The sequence below is a fragment of the Brevibacterium sp. genome, assembly GCF_022712115.1.
Lineage (GTDB): Bacteria > Actinomycetota > Actinomycetes > Actinomycetales > Brevibacteriaceae > Brevibacterium > Brevibacterium salitolerans.
This window is the reverse complement of record NZ_JALAHB010000192.1, coordinates 1-19,642: the sequence shown is the minus strand read 5'-3', so window position 1 is coordinate 19,642 and position 19,642 is coordinate 1. Positions and strand designations below refer to the sequence as shown.

Genomic DNA, 19,642 nt, shown 5'->3' with positions numbered 1-19,642 from the left:
CGCGCCGTCGTCCGCCGATCTCACCGCCTCGTCCCCGCCGCCGCGGGGCTGCTGGTGACAGCACTGACGCTGTCGGCCTGCACCACCGGTTCCGGCGGCGCACCGGGAGAGAGCGGAACGACCACCGACACGATCAGGTCGACGCTCATCGCAGATCCGTCCAGCTTCAACCCGATGACCTCCTCCGGAGTCCCCGGCACGACCGCGAACGGCCTCCTCTACACCACCCTGCTCGCGCAGGACGAGGGAGGAGCGCTGGCCGGTGAGCTCGCCGCTGAGTGGGAGGTGACGCCGCAGAAGGGGACGTTCACCCTGCGCGAGGGAGCCGCCTGCGCAGACGGCACGCCGATCACGGCCACCGTCGTCAAGGACTCGCTCGAGGCATTCACGGAGGTCTCCAACAACAAGGATCTCGTGTTCGGCCCGTCCACACCGGAGGTCTCCGCCGACGACGAGGCGGGCACCGTGACCATCGAGCTGGACACTCCCTGGGCGGACATGGGACCGGGGCTCACGATGCCGGAGACCGGGATCGTCTGCCCCGCGGGGCTCGAGGACCCGGAGGAGACCGCGAAGGGGACCGTCGAGGGAGCCTTCTCCGGCGCATACACCCTGGGCGATTTCACCCCGGGCGCCAGCGTCTCCTTCGAGCTGAGGGAGTCCGGCTACACCTTCCCCGAGTACGCCGAACCTCTCGAGGGCACGCCCGCCGCGCGCATCAGCTACACCGTCAGCGCCGACTACAACAGCATCGCGAACAGCCTGATCGCGGGCGATCTCGATCTGGCGACGCTCACGGGCGAACCCCTCACGCGCTTCGACGACCAGGAGGGCTTCACCGCGGAGAGGTTCTCCACCGGCAACCTGTTCCTGCTCTTCAACGAGAGGGAGGGGAAGCCGTTCGCAGACGCGGAGGCACGGCGGGGAGTCGCGCAGGCCCTCGACCGGCAGGCGTTCGTGCAGGCGGCGACGGGCGGGCTGGGCACCCCGGCGGACAGCTTCGTGGGCGACACGGTGCCGTGCGTGAATGAGGACCCCGACGCCCTGCTCGCCCCGGATCCCGAGGCGGCCTCGGCGGCGCTGGACGGGGTCTCCGCCGTGCAGCTGGGCACCCAGGCCGTCGGCAAGGGCGCCGGGAACACCTACATCAACCAGGTGCTGAACGAGGCCGGGGCCGAGGTGGAGCTGCGCACCGTCGACAACGCCGGGCTGGCGACGGAGCTTGCGAGCAAGCCCGATTCGTGGGACATGGCGGTCATCAACCTCATCAACCTCTCCGGCACCGTCTACGGCGGGCTCTCCCGGATGGTGGGGCCCACGACGGAGGACGGCGGACGCAACAGCACCGGCGATCCCCACCCTGAGCTCCTGGCGATGCTGGGGGAGGCGATGGCCGAACCGGATGAGACGAAGCGCTGCGCGATCTACGCGGATCTGCAGCAGCAGGTCTTCCAGGACGGCATCGTCGTGCCGCTCAGCGGCCTGCCTGCGCAGCTGACGGCCGCGGAGGGCTTCAGCCAGCGGGTGATCGGAGGGCTGCCGGTCGCCAAGACCATGCGCATCGCCGGCTGAGCCGAAGGGCCCGGCGGAGGGAGCTCCCTCCGCCGGGCCCTTCGCCGTGCCTGTCGCCCGGTGGAGTACGTGCCGGGTCAGTGCGGTGCGACGATGGGGAAGCGTCGCCGCGGTGTCGTCAGCAGGCTGCGGAACCGCTCCCACACCGCAGGGTCGCCGCTGTGGTCGAACCCGTCCAGCCCGGCGTGCGCCAGTCGCGCGGCCTGCCCGGGAGGGACGCGGATGCTCAGCTGGGCCTCGGGATCGGAGTCCGTTGCGGTGTGCTCCGTGCGCCCGGCGATCTCCTCGCAGCTGTGCCGGAGCACGCCGTTGCGCAGGTGCGCGCGGTGCACCCGCACTGCCTCGCCCGCGGCGTCGAGCTCTACCAGATCGAAGCTGAGGGAGGTCTCGGCGGCCGCCGGACCGTCGAGGCGGACCGCGCAGGAGTCCAGCACGTCCGCCGGCCCCAGCCCCTGCGCCAGCTGGTTGCGCCCCTGGACCGGTCCGCGTGGGGACCCGGCGGCGGGTGCGGCCGCCGGGGTGGGTCCGGCAGCGCGGGCGGCCTCGGCCTCCCCGGCGGCACGGGCAGCACGGGCGGGGGAGGACATCCGGAGTTCTGCGGCTCCCGTGAGGTACTCGTTGCGCCAGACGGCGTTCTCGCAGCCGTGGGCGAGCCGTTCGAAGACGGCGGCGAGGAGCTCGCGGGCCTCTGCATACGGTGCCTCTGCATACGGTGCGTCCGCCTGAGTGTCCGAGGCCGGCGCAGGCGGTGCCCCCGGTGCGGGCGCAGGCTGGGCGAACACGCAGGCGTCGAGGAGCTCCGCCGCGAAGCGCAGGTCCTCGACCGAGGCGGTGCGGATCGCCTCGGTGCGCTGCGGAGCCCCGGCCGCCTCGGCCTGTTCCCCGAAGAGCAGTCGCCGGGCATGTCCGACGGCCTTCTCCGCTCCGCCCAGCAGGTCGATCCAGCGCCGTGCGCCGGCGCGGTGCGGGAGCTTCCAGAGGTGGGCGGGACTGCCGTCGTACCAGCCCAGATAGAACTGGTAGATGCCCTTGACGTTGTGGCTCAGCGAGCCGTAGAAGCCGCGGACCACGGGCGAGGCGGCCAGTGCTGCGGGCAGGGTGAGCGTCTCGGCGATCTCTTCGGGAGTGAGGCCGTCGTTCATGAGGCGGACGGTCTGGTCGTGCATGAAGCCGTAGACGTCGCGCTGCACGGAGAGGAACTCGTCCACGCGCTCGCGGCCCCACGTGGGCCAGTGATGCGTGGCGAAGGCGACCTCCGTGCGATGGCCGAAGAGTCTGCGCGTCTCGTCGAGGTAGGCGGACCACCGCTTGGCGTCGCGGACCTGCGCACCGCGCAGGGTGATGATGTTGTGGAGGGTGTGCACCGCGTTCTCCGCCAGGCACAGGGCGCCTCGCTGGGGGAGGAAGATGTTCATCTCGGCCGGGGCCTCGGTGCCGGGAGTGAGCTGGAACTCGAGGAGGACGCCGTCGATCTCTCGCGTCTCGCCGGTCTCCCGGATCGAGTCCGTGGGCTCCGTGAGAGTGGTGGTGCCCGCGGCGACCCGCTGTCCGAGCCCGCAGCCCACATGGCCGGCGGGGCCCGCGGGGAGCGCACCGCCGTACATGTACCCGGACCGGCGGCGCATGGCAGGGCCGGCGACGACGTTCTCGCTCGTGGCGTGGTGATGGAAGCCCTCCGGGGCGAGGACCGGGACGGGATCCGCGGCTCCCTGTCGCAGCACCGCGGCCACTCCGCCGAAGTGGTCGACGTGGGGATGGGTGAGGACGACGCCTGCCACGGGGCGCCGGCCGCGATGGGCGAAGTAGAGCTCGAGAGCGGCCTCGGCGGTCTCGGTGCAGGTGAGCGTGTCGATGACGACGACCCCGCTCTCTCCCTCCACGAGGGTGAGGTTGGCGAGGTCGAACCCGCGCACCTGGAACACGCCCTCGCAGACCTCGAAGAGGCCGTGGCGGGCCACACGTCGCGAATGCTCCCAGAGCACGGGATGCGCGGTGGCCGGGGCCGGTTCCCCGAGGAAGGAATAGGCGTCCAGGTCATAGACCTCCGCGCCGGATGCCGCGCGGATGAGCGGGTCCCGGCGCGTGCCGAGGAAGCCGCGACGGCTGTCCTCCTCGACTGCCGCCAGTGCGTCCGGATCGGGCGGGAGCTGCGTCATCGGATCTCCTCCATGCAGTGTTTCCATACACTTTGTCTGGTTTCAGCCTATATGACTGAGTGGATGAGCGGTGGTGACGGCTGCAGGGCCCCCTCGCCCTGCCTGTGACCAGTCGCACTCCTCGGCGGGAACATCTGCTCGCCACTGATGGTTAAACTTTTCACCAAGTGATTGAAACTGCAACCAAAAGGGGCTGTCATGGAGTTCGGCATCTTCACGATCGGCGATGTCACCACCGATCCCACCAACGGCACGACGCCGAGCGAGCACGAGCGGATCATGTCCATGCTCACGATCGCCAAGCATGCGGAGGAGGCAGGCCTGGACGTCTTCGCGACCGGCCAGCACCACAATCCGCCGTTCGTGGCGCCGGCCAACCCGCCGGTGCTGCTGGCGCACATCGCTGCGCAGACGGAGCGCATCCACCTCTCCACCTCCACGACGCTCATCACCACCACGGACCCGGTGCGCATCGCGGAGGACTACTCGTACCTGCAGCACCTGGCCGGCGGCCGGGTGAGCCTCATGATGGGGCGCGGCAACACCGGGCCCGTCTACCCCTGGTTCGGCAAGGACATCCGCGCGGGCATCCCGCTCGCCGTGGAGAACTACAACCTCCTGCACAGGCTGTGGCGTGAGCGGAACCTCAGCTGGGAGGGGAACTTCCGCACGCCGCTGGACGGCTTCACGGTCACGCCCTGGCCGCTGGACGACGTGCCGCCCTTCGTCTGGCACGGCTCCATCCGCAGCCCGGAGATCGCGGAGCAGGCCGCCTACTACGGCGACGGCTTCTTCCACAACAACATCTTCTGGCCCACCAGCCACACTGCGCGCATGGTGAAGCTGTACCGCCAGCGCTACGAGTACTACGGCCACGGCGCCGCGCATCAGGCGTTCGTGGGGCTGGGCGGTCAGGTGTTCATGCGTGCTGACTCCCAGGCCGCCGTGCACGAGTTCCGGCCGTACTTCGACAATGCGCCGGTCTACGGCCACGGTCCCAGCCTCGAGGACTTCGCGGAGCAGACGCCGCTCACCGTGGGCAGCCCGCAGCAGGTCATCGAGCGTTACGCGGGCTTCCGCGAATGGGCCGGCGACTACCAGCGGCAGCTGTTCCTCCTCGACCATGCCGGCCTGCCGCTCAAGACCGTCCTCGAGCAGATCGACATCCTGGCCGAGCAGGTCGTCCCCGTGCTCCGCAAGGAGCTCGATGCGGCGCGCCCCGCGGACGTCCCGGACGCCCCCACGCACGAGTGGCTCCGCGTTCGCCACCTCGCGGGCCAGGACCCGGTGCCCGGCGGCGCTCCCGGCTCGCGCGCCCACGAGGAGCGTGAGGCCGCAGCGCAGGAGAAGAAGGGAGGGCGGCAGTGATGACGGATGCCCGCTTCTCAGACAGCCCCACCGTCCCGGCCGTCAGTGCCGCGGAGAGCGTCGAGCTCGTCGCGGTGTCCGCCGGCATGAGCGAGGACTCGACCACCGATCGCCTCGCCGCGCGCATGCTCGCCGAGGCGGCCTCCGTGATCGAGGCCCGCGGCCTGCGGGTGCGGACCACGCACGTGCGGCTGCGGGAGCTCGCCCGCCACCTCGCGGACCTCACCGCCACCGGTCTGCCCGCGCCGCAGGTGGAAGAGGCCTTCGCCGCCGTGCGGCGGGCCTCGGGCGTCCTCACGGTGGCGCCGGTCTACAAGGCCGCCCCGGTGGGGATCCTCACCCTGTTCTGGCAGCTCATCGACGACGCCTCCCTCGCGAGCACCCCCGTGCTGCTGGGCTCCACGGGAGGCACACCGCGCCACTCTCTGGCCGCGGAGACCACGCTGCGCCCTCTCCTGGCCTACCTCAAGGGCATCGTGCTCCCCACCGCCGTCTTCGCCGCGACCGACGACTGGGGTGCGGGTGCGGCGAGCGGTCTGCGGGAGCGGATCACCGCTGCCGCGGAGGAGTTCGCGGCACTCGTGGTGCCCGCCGGTACGGATGCGGAGGCTTCCGAGGCCTTCGCCGCCGAACCTGCTCCCAGCGCGTCGGTGCGCACCTCCGCGCGTCTCGACCGGATGCGCGATGAGTTCGATCCGGAATCCGTCACGCCGTTCGCGCAGCTGCTGGGACGGTGAGCGCGGTGGAGGAGAGAGGGGGTCTTCCGGTGGGACCGCCTGCACCCGGCGGCGAACTCCTCGCCGAACCGGCCGTGATGGCCGCCTGGCGGACGTACTTCGAGACCGCCCAGCGCCTCACCACGCGCATGGGGGAGTGGATGAAGGGCGATTCCGGGGTGGACCTCGGCGACTTCAACATCCTCATGGTGCTGGCGGAGGCTCCGGACAGGGTGCTCGCGATGTCCGTGCTCGCGGAGCGGCTGGTGTTCTCGGTGCCGCGTCTCAGCTACCGGGTGAGGAGCCTCGAGGAGCGCGGCTGGGTCCGCAAGGAGCAGGACCCGGACGATCGCCGCGTCCAGCAGGTGCACCTCACCCAGGAGGGCGCCCACACGCTCGTGCGGGTGGGGCAGGTGCACCGGCAACGGGTGCGCCATGTGTTCGACGAAGTGCTCACGCGGGAGGAGATCGAGGCGCTCGGTCGGATCACGGCGAAGATCGCCGGTGCCGTGGGGTGACGGGCGCTGCGGGTCAGGCTGCACCGGCATCAGGGTCCACCTGTGCCCGGTCCCGTGAGCGTCCTGTCCTGACTGCGGAACACCCTCTTCCCGCGTCCGGCCCTCGTGCCACACTGTGGGCATGAGTGAGAATGCACACGCCGGCACGTCTGCCGGAGCACAGGACCTGCCCGCCGGTCTCGTGACCACCATCGCCTTCCCGGACAACGAGCTCCGGGCGCGGATCGACTCCCGGATCGTCGACCATCAGCAGGGACGGCTGAAGTTCGTGGTCTGGAGTGCCGAGCATCAGTCCCGCGGGCTCAACCCGGACACGATCGACGCGGTCATCCTGCCGTACATGAATGCAGGACCCACGATCGACCGCCTGCATGAGCTGAAGAACCTCAAGTACGTCCAGCTGCAGACCACAGGCTACGACGCGGTTGTGGGCAAGGTGGGGCCGGAGGTCACGGTCGCCACGGCCTCGGGCGTGCACACCGCTGCCACCGCGGAGCTCGCAGTGGCCCTCACCCTGGCGAGTCTGCGCGGCATCGACGACGCGGCCCGGGACATGCTCAAGGAGAAGTGGGACCACATCCACCGGCGCTCGCTCGCGGACCGGAACATCGTCATCGTGGGCGCGGGCGGGATCGGCAACGCGATCTTCGACCGCTTCGCGCCCTTCGAGGTCAAGCAGACCCGTGTCGCCACGCGGGCGCGCGAGGACGAGCGCGGGCCGATCCTCGCCATCGACGAGCTGGAGGGCCTGCTGCCGACGGCGGAGGTCGTCGTCCTCATCACCCCGCTCACCCCGCAGACCGAGAAACTCGTGGACGCGGAGTTCCTCGCGAAGCTCCCGGACGACGCGCTCATCGTGAACGTGGCCCGCGGCGGCGTCGTGGACACCGATGCGCTCGTGGCGGAGCTGCGCACCGGCCGCCTCCATGCGGCCCTCGACGTGGTCGACCCCGAGCCGCTGCCGGCGAGGCATCCGCTCTGGTCCACGCCCAACACGCTGCTCACCCCGCATGTGGGCGGCGATGCCTCCGCCTTCCACCCGCGCATCGCGAACCTCCTCACCGAACAGGTCATCCGGCTGGGGCGTGGGGAGAAGCTGCTCAACGTCGTCGAGATCGACTGAGCCGCTCCGTGCCCCCGGAGCGGCGCTGCGCGTCCGAATCGGCACTGGCCGGCGCATTCGGGCAGTCCGGCGTTCTCTATTGGTGAGACGGTCACCCGGCGCATCTGCCATATGGGACTGGAGCGGGACCTCAGGCGTGCCGAAAGTGCAGGTGAGGGGGGTGCACGAGTGCCCGCAGACCTTCGTTAGGCGTCCCGCGGGTCCGCATGGCGGGACCTGCGGGAGGGGCCTGCCGGTCGCGGTCCTAAGATCAGGGCATGAGCATCACTGACGACACCCGCGCAGCCACGCCCACCAAGCCCGGCGTGGACATCAAGCCCCGGTCTCGCGACGTCACCGACGGTCTGGAGCGCGCCGCAGCACGCGGCATGCTCCGGGCCGTGGGCATGGGCGACGACGACTGGCAGAAGCCGCAGATCGGTGTGGCCTCGTCCTGGAACGAGATCACCCCCTGCAACCTCTCGCTCCAGCGGCTCGCCGGTGCGGCCAAGGAAGGCGTGCACGCAGCGGGCGGCTACCCGCTGGAGTTCGGCACCATCTCCGTCTCCGACGGCATCTCGATGGGCCACGAGGGCATGCACTACTCGCTCGTCTCCCGTGAGGTCATCGCGGACTCCGTGGAGACCGTGTTCGGCGGTGAGCGCCTCGACGGCTCCGTGCTGCTGGCCGGCTGCGACAAGTCGATCCCGGGCATGCTCATGGCGGCGGCCCGCCTGGGCCTGTCCAGCGTCTTCCTCTACAACGGTTCGATCATGCCGGGCACGGCCAAGCTCTCCGACGGCACGGAGAAGGAGGTCACCCTCATCGACGCCTTCGAGGCGGTGGGCGCCTGCCGCGCCGGCAAGATGACCGAGGGCGACGTCGATGCGATCGAGCGCGCGGTCTGCCCGGGCGAAGGCGCCTGCGGCGGCATGTACACGGCCAATACGATGGCCTCGGCGGCGGAGGCGATGGGCATGTCCCTGCCCGGCTCCGCCGCTCCGCCGGCCATCCACCGCAACCGCACGATGTACGCGCGTCAGTCCGGCGATGCCGTGGTCAACATGCTGCGCCAGGGCATCACGGCACGCGACATCATCACCAAGAAGTCGCTGGAGAACGCGATCGCCGTGGTGATGGCGTTCGGCGGATCCACCAATGCGGTCCTGCACCTGCTGGCGATCGCCCATGAGGCGGGGGTGCCCCTGGACCTCGAGGACTTCAACCGGATCGGGGACAAAGTCCCGCACCTCGGCAACGTCAAGCCCTTCGGCCAGTACGTGATGAACGACGTCTTCAAGATCGGCGGCGTGCCGGTCATCATGAAGGCGCTGCTGGATGCGGGCCTGCTGCACGGAGACTGCCTCACCGTCACCGGCAAGACCGTGGCGGAGAACCTCGAGGCGATCAACCCGCCGGACCCGGACGGCAAGATCCTCCGCGCGCTCAACAATCCCATCCACGCCACCGGCGGTCTGTCCGTGCTCAAGGGCTCGCTCGCGCCGGAGGGCGCGGTCGTGAAGTCCGCGGGCTTCGACGCGGACGTCTTCGAGGGCACCGCACGCGTGTTCGACCGTGAGCAGCCGGCGATGGACGCCGTGCTGAACGGCGAGCTCAAGGCCGGCGACGTGGTGATCATCCGCTACGAGGGCCCCAAGGGCGGCCCCGGCATGCGAGAGATGCTCGCCATCACCGGTGCGATCAAGGGGGCCGGGATCGGCAAGGACGTCCTCCTCATCACGGACGGCCGCTTCTCCGGCGGGTCCACGGGGCTCTGCATCGGCCACGTGGCGCCCGAGGCGGTGGACGGCGGCCCCATCGCCTTCGTCCGCGACGGCGACCCCATCAGCGTGAACATCCCCGAGCGCACCATCGACCTCGGTGTGTCCGAGGAGGAGCTGGCCGAGCGCCGCAAGGACTGGACGCTGCCGGAGAACCCGCGCCTGCACGGCGTGCTGGGCAAGTATGCACAGCTGGTGAAGTCCGCCGCCGTGGGCGCGACGACGGTCTGATCCCACGCTGACGGCCGGCCCCTCCGTGCTGCTGGCGGAGCCGGCCGGAGGTGCGCACGAAAGGTCCGGGTCACGCCGCAGCGTCGTGACCCGGACCTTTCGTGCTGTGAACCCGAGGCCGGGCCGCAATGCGGAGGCTGAGTGTCAACGCGGACCCATCGGCCGGGTGCAGGTCAGTTGACCTCGGCGGGATCCGCGGAGACGCGCTCGTTCCTCTCCAGCGCGTCGATCGCGGCGACCTGCTCGGCGGTGAGGACGATGTCCTTGGCCGCGAAGTTCTCCGCCATGCGCTCCGCGCGGTTGGACTTGGGGAACACGATGTGGCCCTTGGCGAGGTGCCAGGCGATGACGACCTGCGCCCAGGTGGCACCCACGGCCGCGGCGATCTCGCCCACCACGGTGCTTGCGTAGTCGACCTTGCCCTGGCCCAGCGGGCCCCAGGCCTCGATCCTGATGTCATGCTCAGCGAGCAGCGGCAGGGTCTCGACCTGCTGGAACTGCGGGTGGAGTTCGATCTGGTCGACGGCCGGGACGATGCCGGTGTCCAGGATCGCGGGCAGGAAGCGGTGGTCGAAGTTGGAGACGCCGATCGAGGTGGTCAGGCCCTCCTCGCGGAACGTCGCGAAGGTCTCCCACGTCTCGATGACCTTGTCGTTTGCAGGCGTAGGCCAGTGGATGAGGTAGAGGTCCACGTGGTCGAGGCCCAGCTTGGTGAGGCTCTCATTCAGAGCTGCACGGGCGTCGTCCGCGCCGCGCCGGTCGTTCCACAGCTTGGTGGTGACGAACAGCTCCTCGCGCGGGATGCCGGACTTGGCGATCGCTGCGCCCACACCCTCCTCGTTGCCGTAGACGGCGGCGGTGTCGATGTGGCGGTAGCCGGCGGCGAGAGCGTCGGTGACGATGCGCTCCGTCTCCGCCGGATCGACCTTGAAGACGCCGAATCCCAGCTGGGGGATCGTCCTGCCGTCGTTGAGTGTGAGTGTGGGAACCGTCATGGGATCGCCTCTCTGGTCCGAATGGTGTGCGTTTTGCAGAGCGTGCCCGGTGCCGGGGGAGCGGATCCGGCCGGCGGTGAGCGGACGTGGACCACTCTAGCCGCGCGACCGCTGCCGGCTCGCCTCAGTCCTCGTCAGGGGCGGTGCGCTCAGCTTCAGCGCGGCGACGGCCGGACCGGGCCATGAACCTGAAAACCACGAAGGTCACCGCGATGCCCGCGACACCGCCCACGAGTGCTCCGGTCCAGGTGCTCGTGTTCTCCATCCGAGACGTCACCCAGCTGACGTCGATGAGCGGGGCACCGGTGACGGCGTAGGCAGCGAGCAGCCCCAGCCAGACGAGCGCACAGATCGCTCCGATCGCCAAGCCCCAGCGGCGACGCCGCGGTGCGGTGCGGCTGTACACCTGCGCGTTGTCGACGCCCTCGCTGCTGCAGTAGCGGAAGTAGACGACGTTCGGCACAGCCGAGGCGAGGATCGCCAGGCCCGACTGCAGTATGGCTCCCGTCGCGGCGAGGAGCAGGCCGAGGCCGATGAAGGTGTAGATCGCCGTGGTCATCGACACCGTGCCGGCACGGAGGATGATGTCCCTCTCGCGCTCATCGCCCATGGAGGGGTCGGTGAGGCCGGTGATCCGGTCGGCGGCACGGGCGAAGCGTCGCTGCTCCCGGGCGAAGCGGTGGCCTCGGCTGTCTGGTGTGCCCCTGCCCGGGGATCCGAACTCATGCGGCTGTGCGGTGCTCATGGCTGTTCCTCCTCCAGGGGGAAGAGCTGCTCGACGGTGGTCGCCAGCTCACGGGCGATGCGCAGCGCCAGATAGACGCTGGGGGCGTAGTCGCCCTTCTCCACTGCGACGATCGTCTGCCGTGAGACGCCCACCTGCGCCCCCAGCTGCGCCTGCGTGAGCCCGGCGGCCTTCCGCAGCGTGCGCACCAGAGAGCTCTCAGCGACCACGCCGCTCACGTCCCTCCACCGTCGATGTCGAGTTCTCTTGACATGTCGATGGTAAGCATCGTGGACATGCGCATGTCAAGAGAACTCGACATCCTCCCGGAGGGAAGAGGCTTCGCCGTAAGCCTGCCGCCTGTCGTCGAGGCTGGCCGTCGGACGCGTCGGACGCGTCGGACGCGTCGGATGCCGGTCCCCGGGACGCCGGGGCCCCTTGCCCGAGGTCCGCCGGCCGGGGCCCGTTGCCCGGGCTCCGCCGCCCCGGGCGCACCGCCTCACCCGAGGTCTATCGACCCGCGCAGCTCGTCGCCGGACCTGGGCTCCACGGCGGTCTGCTCGATGACGGCCTTGGCCTTGTCGGTCGAGTCCCACACGTTCCAGAGCAGGACGCCGCGTACGTGGTCCTCGTGTGCGTAGTACACGACCCCGGAGCTGCGGTCCGCGCTGAAGTCCTCCGTGGTGTCCGCCTGTGCGCTGTGCTCACCCACGGCCTCATAACCGTAGTCGAACAGATCCGACCAGAAGATGGGTGTGTAGGTGTAGGACTCCGGCTCTCCGGAGCCCGTCTGCGCGGTGGCCATGTTCCGCCCTGCGACCGTGCCCTGGTGCTCGGCGTTGTCCACGTGCTCCACCCGGCGCATGCCCAGCAGCGCGTCCGGGTAGCGGGCGACGTCTCCAGCGGCCCAGACGTGTGGAGCGCTGGTGGCGAGCCGGGCGTCGACCACGATGCCGTCGTCCACCGTGATTCCCGCCAGCCGTGCGACCTGGTCGTTGGGGACCACGCCGGCCCCGATCACGACGACGTCCGCCGTGTGCGCTGTGCCCTGGTCCGTCGACACGGTGACGGTGTCGCCCTCTGTGCGTGCGCCGGTGACACGCGTCCCAGTCACCATCTTGACTCCGCGTTCCCGGTAGGTGCGGGTCACCTCGGCGGCGAGGTCCGCGGGGAACATGGACCCCTGGACCGAGGTGCCCGGCATGATGAGCGTGACCCCCACCTCGTTCTGCCGCAGTGCCGCACTGATCTCCGCGCCGATGTAGCCGCCTCCCACCACGACCGCCCGCGTGCCGGAGTTCGCGAGCTCCCGGAGCCGCCGGTAGTCGGCCACGGTGCGATAGGTGAGGATGCGCGGTGAGTCCGGCAGGTCCAGCGTCCGAGGCTCGGCGCCGGTGGCGAGGAGCAGCTGGCCGTAGGTGAGTGTGCGTGTGTCGGAGAGCGTGAGTGTGCGGGCTTCGGTGTCGATCGCCGTCACCGAGGTGCCGGTGAGCAGGTCTGCGCCGATCTGGTCATCCAGCAGCCAGCCGTTGTCCAGGCCCGCGTTCTCGTCCAGCCAGAGCGTCTTGGACAGGTCCGGACGGTAGAAGGGGCCGTCGTCCTCCCTGCCGATGATCGCGAGAGAGCCCTTCGCGTCCTTCTCCCGGATCGCCGCGGCGGCAGCGGCCGCGGCGACTCCTGCTCCGACGATGACGTAGTCGTAGGAATTCATGGTGCCGGTCCTCCTGAGCTCATCGGGTGCAGTGCCCGCTCGGTGCGGGAGCCTGAGAGCGCGGGGCCGCTCATGAGCGCCCGTCCCGGTCGAGGTGGTGGTGCCAGTGTGTCAGCTCACCGCGCTGCCTTCCACTGTTCGTGGAGGGTGCGGCGCCGTTCGTACTCGCGCTTGAGCCGTGCGCGCGGATCCATGGACTCGCTGAGGCGGGGCGGGCCGATGACGTGGAGCACCGCGTACTCGAAGCGGTTCCAGAATCTGAACCACAGGCCGAATCCGTCCTCGCCCGAGGGCTTCTGCGCAGGGGTGTCCTCGCGGGGCATCGTGGTCCTTTCGTCCGGGCGTGCGGGGTGGGGATGCAGATGAAAGTTAGTGCACTAAGGATATCAGGGGTTACGCTCGGAGGGTGAGTTCCAGTGACTTCCTCCGCCTCGACGAGCAGGTGTGCTTCGCCCTTGCAGTGGCCGCCCGCAAGGTCATCGGCCTCTATGGGCCGCTGCTCTCGCCCATGGGGCTGACTCACCCGCAGTACCTCGTGATGCTCGCGCTCTGGGAGGAGAGCCCGCGGCGGCAGGGGGAGCTGGCACGTGCGGTGCACCTGGAGCCGGCCACGCTCTCTCCACTGGTGGCCAGGCTGGAGCGATCCGGCTATGTGCGGCGTGTGCACGCCTCTGACGACGAGCGCGTGCGGATGGTGGACCTCACGGATGCGGGGCGTGCGCTGCGGGAGCGTGCGCTCGACATCCCGCCCAGCATCCTCGAGGCGCTGGACATGAGTGCGGACGAACTGGCCTCACTGCGGGATACGCTGCACGATCTCATCGACCGCTCCGACGCAGGTGCGGGCGGGGGACGCTCGCGCCGGGACGAGGCGGTCCGGGGCAGGGAGCAGAGCTCGGGCACAGGCTCTGCCCGGTCCCCGCGTGGCACGGAGGACTGAGGCCGTCGCCCGGGCCGCCGGCTGCGCGCGCCTCAGTTGCTGAAGTCGTAGATGTTCTCCGACCTCCGCGGGAAGAACCGTTCCATGAATTCCTGGTCTGTGGGCATGGGCGGCCAGATGAGCGGCTCCTCCGGCGCGTCCTTCCGGGTGAAGTGCATGCACGCGAGTGCCTCGTGCTTGCCGGGCAGCGCATAGACCGTGAAGGTGAGGACTCCCGTGGCGGGCTTGTCGAGGAACATCCGATTGCCCAGGTGGAGCGAGTCGAGGTCTCCCTGGGCCATCCGCGCGCGGATGTAGTCCGCCGTGGCAGTGGTGCACCGATACTTCTCTGTTCTGCTGACCATGCTCCTGCCGCTGGCTGCGTGTCGCACACTGCCGTCCGCAAGCAATGAACCGCAACCCCAGAACACGACGAGCACGAGGAAGATCACCGCACCCGCAAGCGCATAGGCGGCGAACCCCTCGAACTCCCGCGGCGCGGTGAGTCGCATGACGATGACGCCGGCAACCAGCGCAGCAGTGAGCACGATGCCCACGACCTTGAGGACGAGGCCGGCGCGAGGACGGTTGCCGAACTTCCACGGCCCGCTGTGCAGCGCGAGGACGGGATCGAGGTCGAAGAGGCGGCGCCGGTCCGGCTCCACGTCCCAGCGGCCTGCACTCACCGGCGGTTCCGGCTCAGTCTGCGGCCGCGGGTCGGATTCCTCCATTGTCGCCTCCTGCGGTCCAATCTGCCGGGCAGTCCTCCGTTCCCCGCCATTCTCCTAGGCCCGCGACTCCTCCCACGCCGCGTGCAGGCCCGCGAAGCGACCGCCGGCGGTGATGAGGTCCCCCGGCGCGCCGTCCTCCACGATCTCTCCGTGCTCCATCACGAGGACCCTGTCCGCGATCTCCACGGTGGAGAGTCGGTGGGCGATGATGACCGCGGTGCGTCCCTCCAGCACCGTGGCCAGCGCTGCCTGCACCTGGCGTTCGGAGGGGATGTCGAGGTGCGCGGTCGCCTCGTCGAGGACGAGCACGTCCGGATCCGCGAGGAAGGCACGAGCGAAGCTCACCAGCTGCCGCTGGCCGGAGGACAGGCGGCCTCCGCGCTTCTTCACGTCCGTGTCGTAGCCGTCCGGCATGCGCGCGACGAACGGTGCCAGGCCCACGGCCTCGGCAGCGGCACGCACCTGCGCATCCGTGGCCTCCGGCCTGCCGATCCTGATGTTGTCGCCGATCGACCCGCCGAACAGGTAGGACTCCTGCGTGACCATGACGACGGACTGCCGCAGCTGCGCGTCCGCGAGATCCCGCAGACACACGCCGTCGAGGCGGATCGTCCCGCCGGTGGGATCGTAGAACCGGGCGAGGAGCTTGACGAGCGTGGACTTGCCCGCGCCCGTCTGTCCCACCAGCGCTACGGTCTGCCCGGCGGGGATCGTCAGGTCGAACTCCGGCAGCACCGTCTCCCCGCCCGCATAGGAGAACGAGACGCCGGAGAACGAGACGGTGCGACCGGCCCGAACCTCGCCTGCGGGCGGGGGAGCCGCACCGGCACCGAGCGCCGCTCCACCGTTCCCTGACCCGCTCCGGGAAGGGAGGCGAACGGGGACGGACGGCTCCACGACCTCGGGCTCCGCGTCCAGCACCGCGGTGACCTTCTCCAGCGCGGCCTGGGCGGACTGGTACATGGTGAAGGCCTGCACCAGCTCGTCCAGTGGCCCGTAGAAGCGGCGGACGTAGAGCAGGAACGCGGTGAGCACGCCCACCTGCAGGCCGTCGCCCATGACCAGCCAGCCCCCGGTGAACAGGACGCCGGCCATGGAGAGGTTGCCGATCCAGCGTGTGGACGCGGCGAACCACCCCACGTTCCGCAGGCTCGCGGCCGTGGCCTCGCGATACTTCGCGTCCTCCGCGGCGAGGCGCCGTTCGTTGGTCCGCTCCCTGCGGAAGGACTGGACCGCGCGGATCCCTCCCATCGTCTCCACGAACTGCACGATGACCCGTGCGATGGCGGTGCGGGTCCGGCGCTGGTTGCGCCGCTGCGCGCGGTTGGCGGCGATGGAGACCCAGAGGAGCGGGACGAAGCCGGCGAAGATCACGAGCGCCAGGCGCCAGTCCATGACGAGCAGCGCCACGGCGATCACGCCCATGGTCGAAAGGCCGATCGCCATCTCCTGCAGCGAGCCGGAGAGGAAGATCTGGATGTTCTCCATGTCCGAGGTCTGCCGCGCCACGAGCCGCCCGGAGGTCGACTTCTCGTGGTAGCCGATCCCCAGCCGCTGGACGTGGTCGAACAGCCTGCGTCGCAGCGCCACCATCAGCCGCTGCGCGAGCGTGCCGGTGAGGCGGGTCGAGGCGAAGTCGAAGAGACCGGTGAGACCGGTGATGAGGACGAAGACCAGCAGCGGTGACATCAGTGCCCAGGTGTCGCCGGCGACCGCACCGGGGATGCCCTCGTCCAGTGCGCGGGCGATGAACACCGGCCCGATCGCATTGCCGAGGCCGAAGGCGGCGAGCAGTCCGATGAGGAGCGCATAGCCGCGCAGCTGCGGACGCACGAGCTCGCCCAGCAGCCTCCGGGCGCGTGCGGCGATGTCGTCCGGCAGAGTGTCCGGCTCCTCCGGATTCCGGTTCATGCGTGCACCCCCATGAGATCTCGATAGGTCGCCGAGGCCTCCAGCAGCTCCTCGTGCCCGCCCACGGCCTGCACCCGGCCGGAGTCCAGAACCGCCACCCTGTCCGCGAGCGCGGCGGTGGAGGGGCGGTGGGCGACGATGAGCGAGGTGGTCCGCGAGAGCACCTCTCGGAGCCTGCGCTGCACGCGGTCCTCCGTGTCCACGTCCACGGCGGAGAGCGGATCGTCGAGGACCAGGTACTGCGGCCTGCCCGCCACCGCGCGGGCGAGCGCGATGCGCTGGCGCTGGCCGCCGGACAGCGCCAACCCCTGCTCTCCCACCTGCGTGTCGAGCCCGGCGGGCAGCGCGCGGACGAAGTCCGCGGCCTGGGCGATCTCGAGCGCCTCCCAGACCTGGGCGTCCGTGAGTGCGGGAGGCTCCTCGCCGTCCGCACCGTCCTCGCCGGCGACGGTCTGTGCGCCCATGAGCACGTTCTCCCGTACGGTGGAGGAGAAGAGGATGGGGTCCTCGAACGCCACGCCGATGCGTGAGCGCAGGTGCGGCAGAGGCAGCGCACGCACATCCGCGCCGTCGACCGCCACGCGACCGGAGGTGACGTCGAAGAGGCGCGGTACGAGCGAGGCCAGGGACGTCTTGCCGCTGCCCGTGGTGCCGACGAGCGCGAGTGTCTCGCCGGCCGCCACGCGCAGCGTGATCCCGTCGAGGACGGGGCGGTCCGCATCCTCGTGGGCGAAGACCACCTCGGAGAACTCGAGGACGCCGGCGTCGGGAGAGTGCTCCGCAGCGGGAGCGGTGCGCGGTGCTGCCGCAAGGGACTCGCCGCGGGATCCGCGGCTCGCGGAGACCGTTCCGCCGGCATCGGAGACGGTTCCGCCGCCCGCGGTGCCCGTGAGCACGGGAGATCCCTGCGAAGTGCTCCCTGCCGAGCCGGCCTCGGGCGCGGTGATGCGGGGTGCGATGTCCATGAGCTCCCAGTAGCGGGTGGCCGCCGTCAGCGACATGAGGGCGTCGGAGAGGAGGAAGCCGAACATCTCGATGGGCATGCGCAGGTACATCATGAGCGTCACGGCGGCGACGACGTCGCCCAGGCTCGCCCAGCCCGCGACCACACCCCAGGCTCCCACCCCCGCGATCGCCGCCTGCGCGAGCTGCGGCAGGAGCATGACGACACCCCAGAGCCAGGCGTCGAGGCGGACCTTCCGCAGCTCGTGGTCCCGCAGCCGCTCCACGATCAGCCGGAAGCGCCGCGCGGCCCAGGGGCTCCGGCCGAAGGACAGGAGCACGCGGATGCCCTGGACGGACTCCTCCACGGAGGTGGAGACCTCGCCCATCGTGTCCTGTGCGGCGCGGGAGGCCACTTGGTAGCGGGTGTTGAACCAGGCCACGCCGGCCATCGTGGGGAGGGCCATGAGCACGAGGATGAGCGCGAAGACGGGATGGATGAGGGCGAGGACGACTCCGCCGATCACCACGAGCACCGGGGTGATGACGAGGAAGGGGAACCCGAAGGCGAAGAACCTGCGCAGCTGGGAGAGGTCGTTGGTGGCGCGGGAGAGCATCTGCCCGGAGTCCCATTCGTCGTGCCGGGCCACGTCCAGACGCTGCAGATGCCGGTAGAGGCGGTGGCGCCACTGCACTTCCCAGTCCGCGGTCATGCCGGCGGTGAGGAGGCGGCGGATCAGCTGGAAGAGGGCCTCGGCGGTGCCCACGAGGACGACGAGCCCGGTGATCGCGAGGAGGCCCGGCAGGCTGCGCTCCGCGAGGGGACCGTCGATGGCACGGCCGGTGAGCACGGGGATGAGCAGGGAGATCCCGGTGGACGCGAGCGCGAAGAGGATGCTCGCGACATAGCGCACCGCACGGGGGCGGATGTCGGGCCAGAACCGCAGGAGGATGCGCATAGTTCAGCATCGTAGGCGAGGGCACGGACGTGGGCAGGCGGACGGGCTCTGCTGATTGCTCAGGAGGGGTGCATCGGCCTGCGCCTCGCTCGCGCCGCAGGTCCTAGTGTCCGGCTGACCTGTGCAGATAGTGTCGGCACATGGAACCCGTGAGTCTGCAGACCGCCCGCGTCGAGCTCAGCGCACCCACGCCGGCAGACACCGGGGCGATCTTCTCCACCTGCCAGGATCCCGAGGTCCAGCGCTGGACGACGGTGCCCTCGCCCTACACCCGCACGCACGCGGAGGAGTTCGTGGCGCTCACGGGGCAGTGGTGGGCGGACGATGCCGAATACGCATGGGCCATCCGGGCGGAGACGGGGTTCTCCGGCATGATCAGTCTCCGCCGGACGCAGGCGGGGGAGGCTGAGATCGGGTACTGGCTCGGCGCCTCGGCTCGCGGCCGCGGACTGCTGGCCGAGGCCGGCGCCGCCGTGCTCGACTGGGGGTTCGACCCCGAGGGCGGCGCGCTCGAGAGGATCATGTGGCGGGCGATGGCCGGCAACGTCGCCTCCGCCCGCACAGCCTGTGCGCTGGGCTTCCGCTACGAAGGGCTGCTGCGCAGGGGGCTGCGCATGGAGTCCGGCGGTGTCGACGGGTGGATCGCCGGTCTTCTCTCCACGGATGACAGAGCGCCGCACCCCTGGCCGGTCCTCGCGGACTGAACCGGCCGGCGTGACTGACCCGGTCGAAAGGCTCGGCCGGCATGACTGACCCGGTCGGCGTGCTCGGCCGGCTTCGCAGCCGGCCTGCTCTGTCCACCGGAGCCTGCCGAGGCCACCGGGCCTGCTCAGGCCCCCGGACCTCTCAGCTGTCCAGAGCCGTTCAGCCCGCTGTGCGCCGGAGGCGGACGACGACCTCCGAATGCGCCGTGTGCGGGAACATGTCCAGCAGCCGCGCGGCGGTCACCCGGTACGCCGGCATGGAAGCCAGATCGCGGGCGAGCGTGCGCGGACTGCAGCTGGAGTAGATGACCTCGCGGATGCCGGAGTCCTGCACCCACTCCGCGAGCCCGCGCCCGAGGCCGCGGCGCGGCGGGTTGACGATGAGCAGGTCGGGGTCCTGTCTTTCCCACAATTCCCGGAGCCGGGTGTGGTTCTCCCGGACCTGAGGCCGGTCGGAGGCGACGAAGCGCTCCATTGCCGTCATACTCCACGGCGCGCCTCCACTGCCGTCGATCTGCCCGTGGTGGTAGAAGGAATCGCCGGCATGCAGGATCCAGCGCTCTCCGCCGGACCCGTCGCCGGCGTCCACTGCCACGGCGGCG

17 protein-coding genes and 1 pseudogene are annotated in these 19,642 nt (G+C 70.3%); 8 read left to right on the top strand and 10 right to left on the bottom strand.

The window, feature by feature from the left end:
• Positions 1 to 1,572, top strand: a 1,572-nt coding sequence (locus Q0A33_RS10950; RefSeq protein ID WP_291796268.1) for an ABC transporter substrate-binding protein, incomplete at its 5' end; no start/stop codon positions are given.
• A gap of 77 nt (positions 1,573 to 1,649) precedes the next feature.
• Here the strand turns inward: Q0A33_RS10950 and Q0A33_RS10945 are convergent.
• Positions 1,650 to 3,728, bottom strand: coding sequence for an alkyl sulfatase dimerization domain-containing protein (locus Q0A33_RS10945; RefSeq protein ID WP_291796265.1), 2,079 nt, complete (start codon positions 3,726 to 3,728; stop codon positions 1,650 to 1,652).
• A gap of 198 nt (positions 3,729 to 3,926) precedes the next feature.
• On the opposite strand from Q0A33_RS10945, the gene Q0A33_RS10940 reads away from it, so the two are divergent.
• From Q0A33_RS10940 to ilvD, 5 genes are all read left to right on the top strand, one after another.
• Entirely contained in the window at positions 3,927 to 5,096 is a 1,170-nt protein-coding gene (locus Q0A33_RS10940) for a CE1758 family FMN-dependent luciferase-like monooxygenase (RefSeq protein ID WP_291796262.1), read from the top strand.
• Positions 5,096 to 5,833, top strand: coding sequence for a CE1759 family FMN reductase (locus Q0A33_RS10935; RefSeq protein WP_291796259.1), 738 nt, complete (start codon positions 5,096 to 5,098; stop codon positions 5,831 to 5,833). The genes Q0A33_RS10940 and Q0A33_RS10935 overlap by 1 nt, the downstream gene beginning before the upstream one ends.
• Before the next feature lie 5 nt (positions 5,834 to 5,838).
• Complete coding sequence (locus tag Q0A33_RS10930; RefSeq protein WP_291796256.1) at positions 5,839 to 6,330, top strand: MarR family transcriptional regulator; 492 nt, start codon at positions 5,839 to 5,841, stop codon at positions 6,328 to 6,330.
• Positions 6,331 to 6,451: 121 nt separating this feature from the next.
• Positions 6,452 to 7,453 carry a 2-hydroxyacid dehydrogenase gene (locus Q0A33_RS10925; RefSeq protein ID WP_291796253.1) on the top strand — a complete coding sequence of 334 codons (1,002 nt, stop codon included), beginning with the start codon at positions 6,452 to 6,454 and terminating at the stop codon, positions 7,451 to 7,453.
• A gap of 263 nt (positions 7,454 to 7,716) precedes the next feature.
• Positions 7,717 to 9,444 (top strand): dihydroxy-acid dehydratase, encoded by a 1,728-nt coding sequence (gene ilvD / locus Q0A33_RS10920; protein WP_291796274.1) that lies wholly within the window; start codon positions 7,717 to 7,719, stop codon positions 9,442 to 9,444.
• 173 nt (positions 9,445 to 9,617) lie between these two features.
• On the opposite strand, the gene Q0A33_RS10915 is transcribed toward ilvD, so the two are convergent.
• The 5 genes from Q0A33_RS10915 to Q0A33_RS10895 all read right to left on the bottom strand — a co-directional run bounded on the left by Q0A33_RS10915 (position 9,618) and on the right by Q0A33_RS10895 (position 13,197).
• The gene (locus Q0A33_RS10915) at positions 9,618 to 10,439 is read right to left on the bottom strand and encodes an aldo/keto reductase (RefSeq protein WP_291796250.1); all 822 of its coding nucleotides are present in this window, start codon (positions 10,437 to 10,439) and stop codon (positions 9,618 to 9,620) included.
• Positions 10,440 to 10,563: 124 nt separating this feature from the next.
• Entirely contained in the window at positions 10,564 to 11,184 is a 621-nt protein-coding gene (locus Q0A33_RS10910) for a hypothetical protein (protein ID WP_291796247.1), read from the bottom strand.
• The gene (locus Q0A33_RS10905) at positions 11,181 to 11,402 is read right to left on the bottom strand and encodes a helix-turn-helix transcriptional regulator (RefSeq protein ID WP_363316578.1); all 222 of its coding nucleotides are present in this window, start codon (positions 11,400 to 11,402) and stop codon (positions 11,181 to 11,183) included. The genes Q0A33_RS10910 and Q0A33_RS10905 overlap by 4 nt, the downstream gene beginning before the upstream one ends.
• Before the next feature lie 260 nt (positions 11,403 to 11,662).
• Positions 11,663 to 12,874 carry an FAD/NAD(P)-binding oxidoreductase gene (locus Q0A33_RS10900; protein WP_291796244.1) on the bottom strand — a complete coding sequence of 404 codons (1,212 nt, stop codon included), beginning with the start codon at positions 12,872 to 12,874 and terminating at the stop codon, positions 11,663 to 11,665.
• A gap of 116 nt (positions 12,875 to 12,990) precedes the next feature.
• A complete protein-coding gene (locus Q0A33_RS10895) occupies positions 12,991 to 13,197 on the bottom strand; it encodes a hypothetical protein (RefSeq protein WP_291796241.1) in 207 nt (68 codons plus the stop codon).
• An 83-nt stretch (positions 13,198 to 13,280) separates the two neighbouring features.
• Between Q0A33_RS10895 and Q0A33_RS10890 the strand changes: the two genes are divergently transcribed.
• Positions 13,281 to 13,814: a MarR family transcriptional regulator gene (locus Q0A33_RS10890; protein ID WP_363316577.1), complete on the top strand. Its 534-nt coding sequence runs from the start codon at positions 13,281 to 13,283 to the stop codon at positions 13,812 to 13,814.
• A 32-nt stretch (positions 13,815 to 13,846) separates the two neighbouring features.
• Here the strand turns inward: Q0A33_RS10890 and Q0A33_RS10885 are convergent, their stop codons facing one another.
• From Q0A33_RS10885 to Q0A33_RS10875, 3 genes are read right to left on the bottom strand one after another with little or no spacing between them, the layout of a single operon-like run.
• On the bottom strand, positions 13,847 to 14,524 hold the full coding sequence (locus tag Q0A33_RS10885; protein ID WP_291796238.1) for a hypothetical protein: 678 nt from the start codon (positions 14,522 to 14,524) through the stop codon (positions 13,847 to 13,849).
• A 54-nt stretch (positions 14,525 to 14,578) separates the two neighbouring features.
• A complete protein-coding gene (locus Q0A33_RS10880) occupies positions 14,579 to 16,435 on the bottom strand; it encodes an ABC transporter ATP-binding protein (RefSeq protein WP_291796236.1) in 1,857 nt (618 codons plus the stop codon).
• Entirely contained in the window at positions 16,432 to 18,336 is a 1,905-nt protein-coding gene (locus Q0A33_RS10875; protein WP_291796233.1) for an ABC transporter ATP-binding protein, read from the bottom strand. Before Q0A33_RS10875 ends, Q0A33_RS10880 begins: the two co-directional genes overlap by 4 nt.
• 140 nt (positions 18,337 to 18,476) lie before the next feature.
• On the opposite strand from Q0A33_RS10875, the gene Q0A33_RS10870 reads away from it, so the two are divergent.
• On the top strand, positions 18,477 to 19,040 hold the full coding sequence (locus Q0A33_RS10870; protein WP_291796231.1) for a GNAT family N-acetyltransferase: 564 nt from the start codon (positions 18,477 to 18,479) through the stop codon (positions 19,038 to 19,040).
• Between the two features lie 160 nt (positions 19,041 to 19,200).
• Here Q0A33_RS10870 and Q0A33_RS10865 read toward each other — a convergent pair.
• Positions 19,201 to 19,642, bottom strand: a pseudogene (locus tag Q0A33_RS10865) (hypothetical protein); the annotation flags it as partial.